Source organism: Paenibacillus sp. UMB4589-SE434, from assembly GCF_030226685.1.
GTDB lineage: Bacteria > Bacillota > Bacilli > Paenibacillales > Paenibacillaceae > Paenibacillus_B.
The window spans coordinates 1,005,824-1,020,522 of record NZ_JASOYK010000001.1; the positions used below are offsets into that span (position 1 = coordinate 1,005,824).

Here is a 14,699-nt window from a genome sequence, read left to right on the forward strand (position 1 = left end):
CAAGAGGAGGTGTGAAAGGCGGAAAAGATATGACGAATATATGAAAAAATAAACCAGTTAACAAAGTATTTTAAGGAAAAGAAATAATTTCAGTGATGTTCAAAAAGAGTACTGTACCTTTCTTAGAACGAAATAGCGTTGGGAAAACAACAGTTAGGAAGATAATTACAAACTTACAATATTAATAGAGAAGAGGAATACCTTTTGAAAATACGTAGTCAAATTACATTTGCAAGTCTGGCCCTTCTAATAACTGGAAGCTTCCTGCTATACACATCGCCAACCTCAATTGTAAAAGCAGAGCCCACTCAAAATGTATCTAGTTCCTTACAAACAACCACTCAACGATCTCATAATTCCGTCAAGCAAGCAATGCAGGATACATTGCAACTTGGATTCCCGGGGATACTTGCTAAAACTTCTGAGGGTGGAAAAACGTGGGGTTATGCCACTGGGGTAGCGAATCTGAGCACAAAGAAACCAATGGAAACAGATTTTCGCTTTCGAATTGGAAGTGTAACGAAGACGTTTACCGCAACGGTTGTACTTCAATTAGCTGGAGAGAACCGCTTGAATCTAGACGACTCCATCGAAAAGTGGTTGCCTGGTGTCATTGAAGGAAACGGATATAATGGTAAACAGATCACCATCCGGCAGATATTGAACCATACAAGTGGTATCGCTGAATACTCAAGATTCAAAGGCGCTGATTTTATGGATACAAAAAAATCGTATACGGCTGAAGAAATAGTGAAGATGGGGATTTCTCTGCCCCCAGACTTTGTCCCAGGAAAGGGCTGGTCTTATTCAAACACAGGATACGTATTACTGGGTATTCTTATTGAAAAATTAACCGGAAACAGCTACGCAGAAGAGATTGAAAATCGAATTATTGAACCGCTTGAATTGTCGAATACATTCCTACCTGGAAATTCAAGCGTTATACCAGGAACCAAGCATGCTCGGGGATATTCCCAACCAGACGAAGCAAGTGAGATAAAAGATGTTACACATTATAATCCAAGTGCAGGTAGCTCAGCTGGAGATATGATTTCTACTGCAGACGACTTAAATAAATTCTTCTCTTCCTTGCTCGGTGGCAAACTACTGAAGGAGCAGCAATTAAAACAAATGCTAACTACAGTTCCTGTAGGAAGAGCAGGAATCGATAGATATGGTCTTGGAATCTTTGAAACACAGCTTCCAAACAGTGTCTCGATATGGGGGCACACAGGTGGTATTCTAGGGTTTTCTACTTATGCTGGAGGTACACTTGGAGGCAAGCATACTTTGGTCGTAAGTCTGAACAGTTTGGGTAGAGATAACAGTCCTAATCCTTTTAATAATATTTTACTTGCTGAATTTAGCAAGTAGACAGAAAGGGGAAGCGGAATATTATGTAATAGTTTTTATAATTAAGAACATACCTTTCTGGTCCTAAAACCCAACTTACTAATATAAGATGAGTGATTATGGGATTAAGACGACAACTTTTTAAACCTTGCCCTTCTCAAAACACGCCTAGAAAGCCCGGGCAATATAAGACGTTTTTGAGCCTCTATTGCGTAACATTGCCTGCTGTTTCTGCTTGCGTTCGACGGTTATTGGTACTGAATTTACTATTGATAAATACAGTACTGTGTTGTACGATATACATGCAGGAGGTACAGTATATGAATGTAGAAGATTGGAAGTCACAAATTAAGCGAGGAACACTCGATTTATGTATTCTATTGCTAATAAAGCAACGACCATATTATGGGTATGAAATTATAAGTAAGTTAGAGCAGTATCCTATTGTTGCTGCAAAAGAAAATACAATTTATCCACTGCTTAGAAGATTATTGAAAGAAGAATATATTTCTTCATCTTGGCAAGAAAGTACAGAGGGCTTGCCACCGAGAAAATATTATACCCTTACAGAAAAAGGAAACGAATACTTAAACGCGATGTCCTTAGAATGGGATAATTTATTAACAGCTATATCAGAAATTAAAGGAGAGTTAAATGATGGATAGAATTATGAATGACTATCTTGTAAAAATTGAAAAGTATTTGAAATCTATGTCCGATTCCGAGCGTATCGACATTGTAAAAGAAATCAAAAGCGTAATGCTTGAATTGCAAAATAATGGTTTTTCTTCTGAGCAAATCATCGAACGGTTAGGAAACCCAAAAGAATTAGCGAAAGCATACTTAGGTGAAGCCATTTCAAAGAACAATAAATTTAGTTGGAGTAAATTCGGAGCAATATTTGCATTTTGTAGCAGCTTTGCAGGCGTCAGCGGTATGTTACTTTTGCCATTCATCAGTACTCTTTCCATTGCTTTAATGATTGGTGGAGTTATTACGCCGCTAGGCGGAATTATTAAATTTGTCGGGTATCTTATGGGATATGATATTGCCGGAATAACAATCGAAATGGGAACATTTACACCAAGCCCAATGCAGTTCTTGCCCATTTCTATTGTGATTGGTGTGTTAATGTTTTGGCTCGGGAAAGTCTTATGGAAGCTTACTATTAAATATATACACGCAATCAGTCAGAAAAAGAAAACAGTGTAATAATATAAAGAACGGGGCGCGGCGGTCATTCATAGACCAACCGTACCCCGTTTTTACTATGCGAGGGCAGCGTCATGTTTACGCGTAAGTGCTTCGACGCGTCGTTTGTATCCATGACAACGCTTCGTAATCGTTGAGTCATCTCGGCTCGGCATAGGGGATATAGGAAATATCGTGCTTCGGGATCGATGGCAATTATCGGATGACGGTATCCTAATTGTTGTTCATGCACTAAGCAAAGCAGAAGGAAGGCACCACCTAATGCAGCTTTAGCAAGATGATATTTACACCTATGTCCTCCCTTATGGATTCGTACTTCATTCTGTCCAGGCAATCAATGACTATAAGGGAATGCTCAATAAGAAAGAAGGTAGGAGCAAAATGAATTACTTGTTTGAGAACCTTGCCGAAATGAACGGGATGACAGATCAAGTTGTAGCAACAGATATGTTAATAACAGCTAAGGCAGGCGTCAAAGATCTAGCAGTTGCGATAACAGAAACAGCATCCCCGGAAGTAAGAAACATATTAAGAAGTCATTTAGATACAGCTATATTATTTACATGACTTGAATAACGAACACGCTGCGAGCGGCTGTAATGGGTAACGCCCAGTCAAATCTGGGCCGTGCGAAATAACAACTAGGAGTGGGAGCAACTACAGCGTATCTACCGACGACACCGGATGCAGTCTACAACTATAATTTCCGAGTCTAATGTAGTGTAGTGTTTAGAAATATGAAAATGAGCCCATCACCGTAATTTGGAAGCTTCTTATTTCTAATTTTACATGCAATGGGCTATTTATGTTCAGTGTAAGGCAGTGTAAGATACAGAGGTTATTAGTTTGTTGATTTAAAGTATTTTAATAAAATTCCCTCTAAAACTTGCTTGACATCGTTTTTATTATAAGAAGAGTTATCAACTTTTATCTTGGTTATATTTAAGCTGTTAAAAATTTCTTCTTCTAGTTTCCTTCTTGCTTTAAGAACCTGTAGCGTTCCTTCTAACCCTTTGTAATTTTGTTTTTTCCCATAACCTTGGTTCGTATAATATTCAATAAATCCCTCTGACCATTCCTGAGGTCTTTCCTTTACAGCTTTTCTGAAAGATTGATCAAGATCGTTCTGTTCTACGTAAATCATCAAGGGATTCAGTCGCTCCACAATTATTGCTAGTTCAATAACGTAACTTATAACGTCTTCCTTCTTCGCACCATGTTTAATCATCCCCATGGTTACAGGGTTTTGTATAAAACAACCATCAAAAACAAAGGTGTCTGCGCCATTCAAAACTTGATCCGCAAACTTCTTCCATCGTTCTGTTATCAGTTTCCTGTTTTGATCAAGCGACAATTCATAAATATCATGTTTGAAAACTGCATGAAGCAATTCATCTGGAAAACATGACCCGTATTTATTTTTTATTTTCCGATATTCTAGGAAGTAATCGTTACCTTGTTTAATCATGAGATTACTCAACAAATCTTTAAACTTTTCATGGGTACTCAATAGTTCATTGCATTCATCTTTCTTAAAGAAAGCGACTCCATCATAATCAGCAGGATGTTCCAAATTTCCTTCTAAAAACAGCTGGGATGTAATGTTCATTTCCGTAAGAATTTCATGAACGAGTTGAGCTGTTGTTGTTTTCCCGAATCCTGGCAATCCCTCAATCAAGACTAACTTCGATCTCATATTAAAGTTCCTCCATTCGCAAATTGGAGGATAAGCAGGTAAGGATCAATAGAGATGCGGTTTCCCACATATAAAAGCGGATACCATCAGGTATCCGCAGCATGGGTTTATGATACACCTTTTCCTGCATACCCTGTAAGATTAAAGAAAAGCATGCCTAATAAAATAGTGTGGTCACTATTACAGGCATCATTTCGATTGTTAATCTTTACAGAGTAATCCACATGATAAGGTTTATGCTCCTTTGTTTGCATCTCTATTGCCTAGATTAACATTAAGCATAGATAAGTTCAATCAGGGACTTTCTAAACAAAACAAAAAGAACGCTCCCGCGCCACACAGCTTACGGTAACGGAAAAGGGATATTCTCTCTTGCGGAGTCAAGCAGCTCCTGCAGCACCCACAGCTCCATCGCCAGCACCTAAAGCTCCTGTGTTCGAGGAACCGACTCCTGTTGCCGCTCAACCCAGTAAGTTGGTGGGGCTTCATCCAAGAGTACTGGGGGTCGCACAAAAGCTATTCCAGGATGGTCACTTCCGTTCAGCTGTTCTAGATACGTATGTAGGCGTTGGATAATGATGTTAGGCGTAAAAGTAGGCTACAACATGATGGGACAGAGCTAATGCAAAAAGCTTTTACTAATAAGGCAACTATTCTTAAGGTAGCTGGTGGTGACTCACCGCAGCTAGGAGCGATGTGGTTATTTTCAGGTTCTGTGATGGGGGTTCGTAATGTTCTTGCCCATGACCATTCGATACATCCATCAGAACAGGAAGGTTAGAGCAGCTATACTTTGCATCAATGTTATTCAGACGATTAGACATCGCGGTGAATGTTGAAGCAGAGCAACTCATGGCGGAAATTTCCCAGATCTCGTTCAAACTTGACGGAAATGAATCCGTTTCGAATAAATTCAAAATAAAGAAGTATCTTTCTCCATCAAAAGAATTTGTTGATGGTCAATTGCACAGGCATTGTTTCGACAAGCTCCTTACATTAATTTAAAGTGGATACTTTAATGACCAAAATGCAGGTATCGACTTGTTATTGGAGCGGGATGCACCGATCTTTGATCACATCACCAATGACGACCATATCGATTTAATCACATACATTTATAAGGCAGCTGGCGGTTCATATCCTTCTAACTCTGCTAAAGATTTAATTAGGGATGGCTTTAGTCCAATTGCAACGAGCCTTAAGCTGTTCCAGGAGCATCTACTTTCTAGCACGGAGGTATTTCATGAGTTATTGGAGAAGATTTGGTATAAGGATGACTTCTTCAAGTCAATCGCTCACTACGCTGACTTAGAATTTCTAGTCGCTTTCCTCAACAAAGTAGTCAATAAGGAAATCGTGTTGAGAAGAAATGATTTAAATACTCTGAGTTATGAGTTGAATATGGTAGGACGAAAAGGTCTTAAAGAACTGACGGACAAAATTGATAAGTTGAATGAGGAATCATAGTATCCGAGTCAAAAAAATGATAGTGAGATCTGTTCCGCAGCTGCCGCGAAAATCGGCAGCTATTATTTTTGTAGTGGATATTCCTTCTAGCAGATAAACAATAAACTGGCGCTCTGGACGAGCGACTAAGATTAGGATGGTTTGCTTCGAATCGGATAATGCTTCTACAGTCTTTGTATACATCTCTTGTTTTGCGCTCATCCCCGAAAGAGGTCCAAGACATGATGCTCCATGTATGTTTGTATCCATAAACCCAGTCCAAGCTTTTGGAAGTTGCGAGAGTCGTAAGGTATGACCTGTTGGAGCTGTATCAAAAACGATATGGTAGAATTCATGTTCGTTAGTAGATAATAACTTGGTGAATTCATCAAAAGCGGCAATTTCAACCGTACAAGCGCCTGAGAGCTGCTCTTCAATCTGTTGTATCGCTTCCTGAGGGAGAGTGTCGCGATAAGGTCCGACGACTTGGTCTCGATAATCGCTTGCAGCTTGTTCAGGGTCTAAGTTAGCTGCTAAGAGTCCAGGTACACCATTTACAGGTGTGGGTTCACTACGGATCGTTGTCTCAAACAAATCATCCAAGTTCGAGGCTGTACTGATTAAAAGGACTTTCTTTCCTTGTTTAGCTAATGTCGATAGCGCTGGAGCTAGCAACAGATGTTTTACCCACGCCACCTTTACCAGTGAAAAAAATATAGCGATGATGTAGATCGGTAGGTACGAATTTCATGGGTAACGCCTCCTTTGCTTAGCAGCAGCCACTGCCTGGTTCACAACAACTTTGTGACTTCGGCTGCACCTTGATGGTTTTAAAGGTTTTTTTACCGATATTCCCTGAGTCAAATGAAACCCCTGTCCAAGCTGTCAACTCTTCGCGCGTTGGGTACCGATTTTCCGTCTTCAGTTCACCATCTACGAGTGTGATTGGGAATGCATCAGGACCATGCTGTTGAAGATAAGAGAGTGCAACCTGATTAATCGTAAATGCTTGAATGTCCTGAGACAGGTTGAAACGTTACATCACATCCCTGCTTGCGTATTGCATCCAGATCTGCAGCAATGCGAATGAGTTCAGGATCAACACTCGGTGTATAAGCTATTGATTATATAAGTGTGTGATTATATAATGATTGATGTAATCAAGTATGCCACACGAAGGAGATGCTTCAAATGAAAATTGAAATCTTTGATCCTGCTTTATGTTGCTCAACAGGTGTCTGTGAGCGATTGATTATATAATGAAAAAAATTGAAGATAAGGGGGAGTATAAGATGTCGATTTCCATTGAAGAAATGGCTGAACAATTCAAGTTACTAGGAGATAAGACTCGCTTAAAGATCGTAACGATATTAAATCAACAAGATATGTGTGTTTGTCAGTTAGTTGAACTGCTTCAAACGACGCAGCCGAATATCAGTCAACACCTTCGAAAATTGAAGGATGCAGGCTTAGTACAAGAAGAACGCAGAGGACAGTGGATTTTTTATTCCTTACAAGTAGCAGAACAACCACATCTCCACGATGCGCTTCAATATTTACCGAAACTTGAGGAAGAGGTCCAACAGAAAATAAACAGCATGTTATGCGAATAGGAGGATGATTTCCATGGGTGAGGGGAAGAGACTTTCTTTTCTAGATCGGTATCTAACGATTTGGATCTTTGGGGCAATGGCTATTGGCTTATGCCTAGGGTATTTAATTCCTAATTTCTCCGAAGTGCTTTCCAGTATGCAAATTGGAACGACATCTATACCACTTGCCATAGGTCTGATTGTGATGATGTATCCGCCGCTTGTAAAAGTGAAGTATGAAAAGCTTGGACGGGTGTTTAAGGATTGGAAGGTACTCCTTCTATCCTTAGTACAGAACTGGATTATCGGTCCCTTTCTGATGTTCTTCCTAGCTATTTTATTTTTAAGCGATATGCCTGAATACATGATTGGTCTAATCATGATTGGGCTTGCAAGATGTATCGCGATGGTCTTGGTGTGGAGTGATCTAGCCAAGGGGGATCCGGAATACACAGCTGGCCTTGTTGCATTCAACTCGATCTTTCAGATCCTGTTTTATTCCGTTTTTACGTATGTGTTTATCACCGTACTACCAGGTTGGTTTGGGGTTGAGGGCGCTGTTGTTGATGTCTCCATGGGACAGATTGCAGAGAGCGTGCTGATTTATTTGGGAATTCCTTTTGCAGCAGGGTTACTGACACGCGTGATTGGGATCAAGCTGAAGGGTCAACAGTGGTACGAACAAGTGTTGATTCGGAAGATAAGTCCACTTGCCCTTATTGCACTATTATTTACGATCGTCTTGATGTTCACGCTTAAAGCAGAATTGATTGTCAAGCTGCCTCTTGATGTAGTGCGTATTGCGATTCCGATGATCATCTACTTTGTCGTGATGTTCCTTGTATCCTTTTTCTTATCGAAAAAGTCAGGAACCTCCTATCCAGTGGCTTCGTCTTTATCTTTTACGGCTGCAAGTAATAACTTCGAACTAGCGATAGCCGTAGCGATTGGCGTATTTGGCTTGGATTCAGGGGTTGCCTTTGCTGCAGTAATTGGGCCGCTTGTTGAAGTACCGGTATTGATCGGGCTTGTAAATGTATCGCTTTGGTTGAAGCGAAAGTATTTTGAGCCTGCACTAAATAAGTAAAACTAGGAGAGATTAAGAATGAGTAAACCATTGATGTATTTTCTATGTACAGGAAACTCTTGCCGAAGCCAGATCGCAGTCGGCTGGTTAAAAACGTTAGGTAGTGATCAATACGAAGTCAAGAGTGCAGGTTTGAAGGCACACGGTCTTAATCCAAGAGCTGTCCAAGTAATGAAGGAAGCTGGAATTGATATATCGAACCATACATCTGATGTGATCGATCCTGAGATCCTCAATCGTGCTGATTATGTCGTAACTCTTTGTGGGCATGCTGATGAGCATTGTCCTATAATCTCGAACCCGAACGTGGTGAAATGGCATTGGGGCTTTGATGATCCTGCAAAAGCGGTTGGAACTGAAGAGGAAATAATGGCTCAATTCCGTGAGGTGCGAGACGCAATAAAAACCAGAATCGAATATTTCCTAGCAGAAGGAAAATAATCAGCGCTTTGAACCGATTAAAAGGATTTATAATCGTATATCTTATTTATAGGTTCGACATTTAAAAAGAATGTCTTTATTCGCCCAGTCACTAGGGATCATTTCTCGGATGACAATAAGTGTTAAAAGAAAATAAACCATTAGACTGGCGATAGTGTTAAACTACGGGAAGTTTACAATAACAGAGGATGGAAACATTATGGAGTTAAAATTCGTCATTCTGGTAAATTTTCTAAGATACTATATTTTGTGAAAATTAACTAGCCCCACAGACTCATAAATCGTAAGACTAATTTAATTGCTAAACAATACGCTCTAATCATTAATGTTATTTTTTCTTGGTGTGATACAAGATCACACTGAATTAATATCAGTCAAAAAAAAAGCAACCATTATGATTGCTTATTTGAACTTGAGGTTGGGGAACAAGGAGGTAATATTAATTATATTCGAAATTTAGCATGAGGTTACAAACCTAATGAAGTGTAGGATGATAAGCCTTCTAGATGCATGTATAATAGCCAGCCTTAAAGGGTGACGATAGGGGTAGGCTTTGACAGAACAATATAAATTTATACGGAAATAAATTTATTATGACGCATCTTTCTGATTCGACTATCCGATGATTTTATCATTGGACCGTTATATTGCGCCCCTCTCAAGTTGTTATAAGACAATATGTAATCAGTATGGTATTTTCATTCCCATATGAAAAGCCAAAGAAAACAATCTGTCACTGTAACACCGAGAGAGGCCGTCGATACAAAGGGGAGTGAGTCAGATCGTGAAATCAACCCGTTTAAGATTATTACCATTTCGCTTCGTAATTATGCACATTTATAAACGTCACAATTTTGTTCTCCCTTTTCACATAGCCGATCTTCTCATTTATAAGTAGCGTCATCTATAATCACCGAAAACAAATTAAGGTCTGGCAATAGAGGTTTCAAGCACTCCAGAACAATAAAAATTTTATGATCCGTTCAACTTATCTTTATAACCATTCTTTTAATAGCTATATATTTTATAAAATAAAAACTACTTCTCATTGTATGTCTAACAATGGGAAGTAGTTTTTTGTCCGTTGGCTCAATACTGTTTTTGATTCAATCCTATACTACTTGATTGCGTCTGAGAAGCGTACCCAAGATTATAGCCTAAGTTGTGAGAATTCGCGTATGAAGATGCAGAGCTCTCAATTTGGTTACATGCTTGTAAAACAGATTGCATTTGTTGAACGGCTGTGTGATGTCCTTGAAGTGCCGTCTGAATAGTTTGTGCTGCTTGTTGTTCACGTTGCACCAATTGCTCTAATACACGAGCATTTTCTTGTTCTTGCTGTAGCAAACGTTGATAATTACCACTAGCTTGCTCTGTTTGTTGTATCAGCTGCTGTATAGTACTTTTAATTTGTTGCGTTGATTGATATGGCATATTCAAAACCTCCTTTCAAATAGAGTGTGTGAACCAATGATGCACCCCTTAATAAAGTGCACCGCAAATTAGAAATTATGCAGATTTTTTTAAAAACAATATCAAAAGCATCACAAAAATCATGTGCGATACACTATGGGCATTAAAAGCAATAGGGGGTACTAGCGACAGCAGCCGAACGTATTTTAATAATGTTCAAAACTAAACAAAAGTGATGACTTGAATGTTTACTGAAAAACGCTTATTAACGTTAGTTAATTGTTAAATGCTCAAGGGAATAAAAATATAAGTACAATATTTTTTATATTTACATTCACTGGGTAACATAATAATGATATTGGGCTATTTGCCTCTCGTGCAGATAAAGGAAAAATAATTTTCAACTTACAGCAGCAGGAGGACTAGAACTAATGAATGAAAAACTATGGATTACAGCATTGGGTGGAGTTAACGAAATAGGCAAGAACATGTATGTATTAAAGTATGGAGAAGATATCGTCGTGATCGATTGTGGTTCCAAATTTCCAGATGAAAGCTTTTTGGGAATAGACTTGATAATACCTGATATTAGCTATTTATTAGCTAACCAAAATCAAGTTCGAGCATTAGTTGTTACTCATGGTCACGAGGATCATATCGGAGGAATTCCTTATTTATTAAAGCAACTGCAAATCCCTTTATATGCTTCACGGCTGACCTTAGGTCTAATTGAGATCAAACTAAGGGAGCATGGTATTCTTAGTGAAACAATAATGAAATGTATAAACGCCGATTCACAAATTGAACTTGGAGCCATCAGTTGTTCCTTTTTTAACACGAATCACAGTATCCCAGATAGTCTCGGTCTCGTATTTGACACACCTGAAGGCACAATCGTTCATACGGGCGACTTTAAATTTGATATGACTCCCGTGAATAAGCAATATCCAGATCTACATAGAATGTCCGATATTGGTAAAAAGGGCGTACTGTTGCTTCTATCTGAAAGTACCAATGCTGAGCGTCCAGGATTTACTCCATCGGAAAGTCTCGTTGGCGCTCATATCGAAGAGGCTTTTAACAGAGCAGATCGTAAAGTGTTTATTTCCACTTTCGCATCGAACGTATATCGACTCCAACAAGTTATTGATGCTGCCGCTCAAACAAACCGTAAATTAACTTTACTTGGTAGGAGTATGCTTAATGTAGTATCCGTGGCGCAAGACTTAGGATACTTAACAATACCAGAGGGGATGCTCATTGATTCAGAAGAGGCCAATAAACTTTCACCCCATAAAATTGCTGTACTTTGTACCGGTAGTCAAGGTGAACCAATGGCAGCCTTAGCCCGTCTTGCAAGAGCAGCACATAGACAAATGAAAGTAGAAGTAGGAGATACGGTAATCATTGCTGCAAATCCTATTCCTGGAAATGAACGCAATGTAGCACGTATCGTAGATAACCTGTATGCACTTGGCGCCCAAATTATATATGGTTCCCGTAGTGAGTTACATGTATCTGGACATGGAAGCCAGGAGGAACTAAAGTTGATGCTTACATTGATGAAGCCAAAATACTTTGTCCCGATTCATGGCGAATTTCGCATGCTGCACCAGCATCGCGAGCTTGCAGAAGCAGTCGGTGTAAGCAGTGGAAATATTTTTATATTAACAAATGGAGATGTTGTAGAATCAACAAATGGAATCGTCCGCCAATCTGGTCGTATTCCCGCCGGACAAATACTCGTAGATGGGCTAGGCATAGGGGATATAGGAAATATCGTGCTTCGGGATCGACGGCAATTATCGGATGACGGTATCCTAATTGTCGTTATTGCACTAAGCAAAGCAGAAGGAAGGCTTCTATCAGGGCCAGATACCATTTCAAGAGGATTTGTATACGTTAGAAATTCAGAAGAGCTTATCGCAGATATCAACAAGCTCGTCATCGATACTGTCGAAAAGATGCGCCATGAAAAAATTAATCATTGGAATGTGATGAAGAAGACAGTTAAAGATACTTTAGGGCAATTTTTATATGCTCGAACACAAAGAAGGCCGATTATTTTGCCTATCATCATCGAAGTATAAGTTAATTTTTGCATTGTAATAGTAATTAAAGATTCTGAAAAGAAACTTTAATTACAAAGTACAATTAATGTTATTGAACCTGATAAATCAGACTCTGCTTCTGCCAAGTCACCTAAGATAATGTCCCCATGGAATCTTTTATGGCCATATGAAAGATAAAGATAAATTTCACTGATTGCCAATCCATTGAGAAAGTTATAAGCTTGCGCAATAAAAAAGCAGATGAGCCTTGACAAATACAAGGTCATCTGCTTTTTTAAGTTGAAGGTGTATGTAATGAACCTTACACAATCCGGACCACATTTCAGGGTGATTTAAGATCATTGTTACTCTTCTCCAGAAATTTTAACTTGAAGTGGCGGTGGAATAAGCCATCCTTTTTCTTTGTTCATCCGCAAAATCTGACCACCTAATGCAGCTTTAGTAAGATGATATTTTGCAAATAATATACCTATATCCTCCCTAATGGATTGTCCCATAACCGTACTACACGCTACTAGACCCAATGATGTTTCAGTGGCTATCTTTGCAGCTAGCTCAGGGTCCGTAAATCTCGCTCCGATAGGAATATCTTCAAGGTTAGCATGTGGTCTTTCAGGTAAAATTGGTGATGGTGCAATTCCGTTTTCTATAAGTATAGAATCACATTCTTTGATTTCTAACTTTGCCTGATCAATGAGAGCATCTAGAATCTTCTTTAGATCCTTATCGCCAGCATGGTTTATATACGCCTGATAACAAGAAACAGCACCCTTAGCTGCCCCCCACAAGCTAAGTACTTCCCCATAATGTAACGGCTCGTTTTTGGGGTCACCACTTAATATACCCATAAAATTATTACTCCCTTACTTAAATTTTTTTGAACCCCTCTAATTAAGCTTCCTCTTTTACTAGTAACTTATTCATGCCCAAAATCATTTTTGACTGTTTAACTCATGACTGATTTCATGAGTAAATTAGCCACCCTAATGAAAAAGCGAACTTCATCTTGTAGAAGTTTACTTTACAGTTGAGTAGAGTGCTAAACCTTCGAAGTGTAACGATATACAGAATAGCACGGGTATTTATAATCAGTTCTTTGATTACGTATATAGTTAGGAAATTATTGTTTTTTGACGTATTTACCGTAATCCGGAATGGCGATACGCAAAGTCCTTCGCTAATTTTTCCAATCCATCAGACAGTTCTTCACCAGCAATTGGTCTTCCGTGGCCAGTTACAGCAACGGCTGGCTTCAAGGCTGATAATACTTTCACAGACTGCCAAGCTGCTTGCCAATCTGTAGTGAAATATCGAGGAGGTCCGTTTAGCTCCTGCTGTTGTGTAAGAACTTTATAGAGCGAGTCTGAATTTATTGAACGTCTTTCGTTAGTTCAAATCCATACCCGCTATAGAAATGACATATATACACCCTTACCCTCTAACATCTTAAATCCGAGTTGCTTGTACAACGTACGAGCAGGGGCATTATCATCATCTGTTTCGAGCTGTAATCGTGCGGCTTTATTAGAAATAGCTAAATCAATTGCATGCTCCATTAGCTTCCTGCCTACGCCCTTCTTTCTATGCTTAGATGATGAATATAAAGCCTCTATACGCAATACTGGGGAGCCTTTGCTTATTGAGAAGCTCCAGGAAAGGATGATGAAACCAATATATTCATGTTCCTGCTTAGCTAAATAACAATAAGCCGAGCTGTCATTAATAAACCTATTTAAGATTTGTTCACATTGTTCTAGCTGATCTGGTGATGGATCTGACTCGTCTACTCCATTGGATGAAGAATTTAAGTAGCCTGCTATCAAGCTTATAACTTTAGGAATATGAGATTTATCAAGAAGTATGATTTCTATATCCAATATAAATCCCTCCCGTCAAAATTAAAATCTTCAATATAATAATTATTCATGAAATTATGTCTGTTTCCTGCCAGTTAGTTTCAATAAGAAGGACGTTCCCGCGCCTTCGCTTGGGCTAAGTCCTCCTCATTATATTCTCTTTCCAATTACTAATCAAAGAACGTACGCGGTTAGCATGTAGTGCTTAAACAGGGGACTTATCTTAACCTAAGCATTAAGAAAATACTTTATTTTCTATTGACACCGCTGTCGTCACTGGAAAGGAGCAGCGTGCAATTGTTTGCAGTTGACAGACCTGCGCCCATGCGGATCTGGGCCGTGCGAAAGAACAACCAGGAGCGTGAGCAGCAGCTGACGTAGCATCTTAAGAGGAGTAGGTTCTGATGCGAAATACATTGTGAGCAAGCTGGTGCGTCACCTAACAAACTGGTAAAAATGTACTAGGATATCGTAAAAGCTTATATCTCCCTTTTTATCATTTAGGCGCTTGCCCATTATTGCATGTTGTGC

Annotated in this window: 18 protein-coding genes and 2 pseudogenes; 13 read left to right on the forward strand and 7 right to left on the reverse strand. The window is 39.2% G+C overall.

From position 1 onward, the window contains the following. The first annotated feature begins 204 nt into the window (after positions 1 to 204). The 4 genes from QP775_RS04200 (at position 205) to QP775_RS04215 (ending at position 3,132) form a co-directional block, all read left to right on the forward strand. Entirely contained in the window at positions 205 to 1,374 is a 1,170-nt protein-coding gene (locus tag QP775_RS04200) for a serine hydrolase domain-containing protein (RefSeq protein WP_239331090.1), read from the forward strand. A 299-nt stretch (positions 1,375 to 1,673) separates the two neighbouring features. After that, positions 1,674 to 2,018: a PadR family transcriptional regulator gene (locus QP775_RS04205; RefSeq protein WP_239331093.1), complete on the forward strand. Its 345-nt coding sequence runs from the start codon at positions 1,674 to 1,676 to the stop codon at positions 2,016 to 2,018. Next, entirely contained in the window at positions 2,011 to 2,565 is a 555-nt protein-coding gene (locus tag QP775_RS04210) for a DUF1700 domain-containing protein (RefSeq protein ID WP_285103859.1), read from the forward strand. Before QP775_RS04205 ends, QP775_RS04210 begins: the two co-directional genes overlap by 8 nt. Before the next feature lie 381 nt (positions 2,566 to 2,946). Beyond that, the gene (locus QP775_RS04215; protein ID WP_343224471.1) at positions 2,947 to 3,132 is read left to right on the forward strand and encodes a spore coat protein; all 186 of its coding nucleotides are present in this window, start codon (positions 2,947 to 2,949) and stop codon (positions 3,130 to 3,132) included. A gap of 274 nt (positions 3,133 to 3,406) precedes the next feature. Here QP775_RS04215 and QP775_RS04220 read toward each other — a convergent pair whose 3' ends face one another. Continuing rightward, positions 3,407 to 4,261 (reverse strand): P-loop NTPase family protein, encoded by an 855-nt coding sequence (locus QP775_RS04220; protein ID WP_285103861.1) that lies wholly within the window; start codon positions 4,259 to 4,261, stop codon positions 3,407 to 3,409. A 372-nt stretch (positions 4,262 to 4,633) separates the two neighbouring features. On the opposite strand from QP775_RS04220, the gene QP775_RS04225 reads away from it, so the two are divergent. From QP775_RS04225 to QP775_RS04230, 3 genes are all read left to right on the forward strand, one after another. Continuing rightward, entirely contained in the window at positions 4,634 to 4,837 is a 204-nt protein-coding gene (locus tag QP775_RS04225) for a hypothetical protein (protein ID WP_285103863.1), read from the forward strand. A gap of 46 nt (positions 4,838 to 4,883) precedes the next feature. After that, entirely contained in the window at positions 4,884 to 5,042 is a 159-nt protein-coding gene (locus tag QP775_RS25720; protein WP_350338957.1) for a hypothetical protein, read from the forward strand. A gap of 260 nt (positions 5,043 to 5,302) precedes the next feature. Beyond that, complete coding sequence (locus QP775_RS04230; protein WP_285103865.1) at positions 5,303 to 5,728, forward strand: hypothetical protein; 426 nt, start codon at positions 5,303 to 5,305, stop codon at positions 5,726 to 5,728. A 111-nt stretch (positions 5,729 to 5,839) separates the two neighbouring features. Here QP775_RS04230 and QP775_RS04235 read toward each other — a convergent pair. Beyond that, positions 5,840 to 6,458 (reverse strand): annotated as a pseudogene (locus tag QP775_RS04235) (TRC40/GET3/ArsA family transport-energizing ATPase); the annotation flags it as partial. Between the two features lie 18 nt (positions 6,459 to 6,476). Then, complete coding sequence (locus tag QP775_RS25725; RefSeq protein ID WP_350338963.1) at positions 6,477 to 6,734, reverse strand: arsenic metallochaperone ArsD family protein; 258 nt, start codon at positions 6,732 to 6,734, stop codon at positions 6,477 to 6,479. 164 nt (positions 6,735 to 6,898) lie between these two features. Between QP775_RS25725 and QP775_RS25730 the strand changes: the two genes are divergently transcribed. From QP775_RS25730 to QP775_RS04255, 5 genes are all read left to right on the forward strand, one after another. Beyond that, positions 6,899 to 6,967 carry an arsenic metallochaperone ArsD family protein gene (locus QP775_RS25730; protein WP_350338964.1) on the forward strand — a complete coding sequence of 23 codons (69 nt, stop codon included), beginning with the start codon at positions 6,899 to 6,901 and terminating at the stop codon, positions 6,965 to 6,967. Between the two features lie 32 nt (positions 6,968 to 6,999). Next, the gene (locus QP775_RS04240) at positions 7,000 to 7,320 is read left to right on the forward strand and encodes an ArsR/SmtB family transcription factor (RefSeq protein WP_285103867.1); all 321 of its coding nucleotides are present in this window, start codon (positions 7,000 to 7,002) and stop codon (positions 7,318 to 7,320) included. A gap of 13 nt (positions 7,321 to 7,333) precedes the next feature. Continuing rightward, positions 7,334 to 8,386 (forward strand): ACR3 family arsenite efflux transporter, encoded by a 1,053-nt coding sequence (gene arsB / locus QP775_RS04245; protein ID WP_483311986.1) that lies wholly within the window; start codon positions 7,334 to 7,336, stop codon positions 8,384 to 8,386. 18 nt (positions 8,387 to 8,404) lie between these two features. Continuing rightward, on the forward strand, positions 8,405 to 8,827 hold the full coding sequence (arsC, locus tag QP775_RS04250) for an arsenate reductase (thioredoxin) (RefSeq protein WP_285103871.1): 423 nt from the start codon (positions 8,405 to 8,407) through the stop codon (positions 8,825 to 8,827). Positions 8,828 to 9,535: 708 nt separating this feature from the next. Further along, complete coding sequence (locus tag QP775_RS04255; protein ID WP_285103873.1) at positions 9,536 to 9,670, forward strand: hypothetical protein; 135 nt, start codon at positions 9,536 to 9,538, stop codon at positions 9,668 to 9,670. 246 nt (positions 9,671 to 9,916) lie between these two features. Here the strand turns inward: QP775_RS04255 and QP775_RS04260 are convergent, their stop codons facing one another. Further along, complete coding sequence (locus QP775_RS04260; protein WP_239331108.1) at positions 9,917 to 10,261, reverse strand: hypothetical protein; 345 nt, start codon at positions 10,259 to 10,261, stop codon at positions 9,917 to 9,919. A 410-nt stretch (positions 10,262 to 10,671) separates the two neighbouring features. On the opposite strand from QP775_RS04260, the gene QP775_RS04265 reads away from it, so the two are divergent. Then, positions 10,672 to 12,330 carry a ribonuclease J gene (locus QP775_RS04265; protein ID WP_285103876.1) on the forward strand — a complete coding sequence of 553 codons (1,659 nt, stop codon included), beginning with the start codon at positions 10,672 to 10,674 and terminating at the stop codon, positions 12,328 to 12,330. Between the two features lie 326 nt (positions 12,331 to 12,656). Here QP775_RS04265 and QP775_RS04270 read toward each other — a convergent pair whose 3' ends face one another. The 3 genes and pseudogenes from QP775_RS04270 to QP775_RS04280 all read right to left on the reverse strand — a co-directional run bounded on the left by QP775_RS04270 (position 12,657) and on the right by QP775_RS04280 (position 14,189). Beyond that, positions 12,657 to 13,160, reverse strand: a complete 504-nt coding sequence (locus QP775_RS04270) for a DUF3231 family protein (RefSeq protein ID WP_285103878.1) — start codon at positions 13,158 to 13,160, stop codon at positions 12,657 to 12,659. A 272-nt stretch (positions 13,161 to 13,432) separates the two neighbouring features. Next, positions 13,433 to 13,688, reverse strand: a pseudogene (locus QP775_RS04275) (MBL fold metallo-hydrolase); the annotation flags it as partial. A gap of 30 nt (positions 13,689 to 13,718) precedes the next feature. Next, positions 13,719 to 14,189: a GNAT family N-acetyltransferase gene (locus QP775_RS04280; protein ID WP_239331110.1), complete on the reverse strand. Its 471-nt coding sequence runs from the start codon at positions 14,187 to 14,189 to the stop codon at positions 13,719 to 13,721. Between the last annotated feature and the right edge of the window lie 510 nt (positions 14,190 to 14,699).

Bases quoted from the DNA above. Each gene is read 5' to 3' on its own strand.
- arsB (WP_483311986.1), top strand. From the start codon at position 7,334: ATGGGTGAGGGGAAGAGACTTTCTTTTCTAGATCGGTATCTAACGATT.
- QP775_RS25720 (WP_350338957.1), top strand. From the start codon at position 4,884: ATGCAAAAAGCTTTTACTAATAAGGCAACTATTCTTAAGGTAGCTGGT.
- QP775_RS04240 (WP_285103867.1), top strand. From the start codon at position 7,000: ATGTCGATTTCCATTGAAGAAATGGCTGAACAATTCAAGTTACTAGGA.
- QP775_RS04265 (WP_285103876.1), top strand. From the start codon at position 10,672: ATGAATGAAAAACTATGGATTACAGCATTGGGTGGAGTTAACGAAATA.
- QP775_RS04260 (WP_239331108.1), bottom strand. From the start codon at position 10,261: ATGCCATATCAATCAACGCAACAAATTAAAAGTACTATACAGCAGCTG.
- QP775_RS04255 (WP_285103873.1), top strand. From the start codon at position 9,536: ATGAAAAGCCAAAGAAAACAATCTGTCACTGTAACACCGAGAGAGGCC.
- QP775_RS04215 (WP_343224471.1), top strand. From the start codon at position 2,947: ATGAATTACTTGTTTGAGAACCTTGCCGAAATGAACGGGATGACAGAT.
- QP775_RS04270 (WP_285103878.1), bottom strand. From the start codon at position 13,160: ATGGGTATATTAAGTGGTGACCCCAAAAACGAGCCGTTACATTATGGG.
- arsC (WP_285103871.1), top strand. From the start codon at position 8,405: ATGAGTAAACCATTGATGTATTTTCTATGTACAGGAAACTCTTGCCGA.
- QP775_RS04220 (WP_285103861.1), bottom strand. From the start codon at position 4,261: ATGAGATCGAAGTTAGTCTTGATTGAGGGATTGCCAGGATTCGGGAAA.
- QP775_RS04210 (WP_285103859.1), top strand. From the start codon at position 2,011: ATGGATAGAATTATGAATGACTATCTTGTAAAAATTGAAAAGTATTTG.
- QP775_RS04205 (WP_239331093.1), top strand. From the start codon at position 1,674: ATGAATGTAGAAGATTGGAAGTCACAAATTAAGCGAGGAACACTCGAT.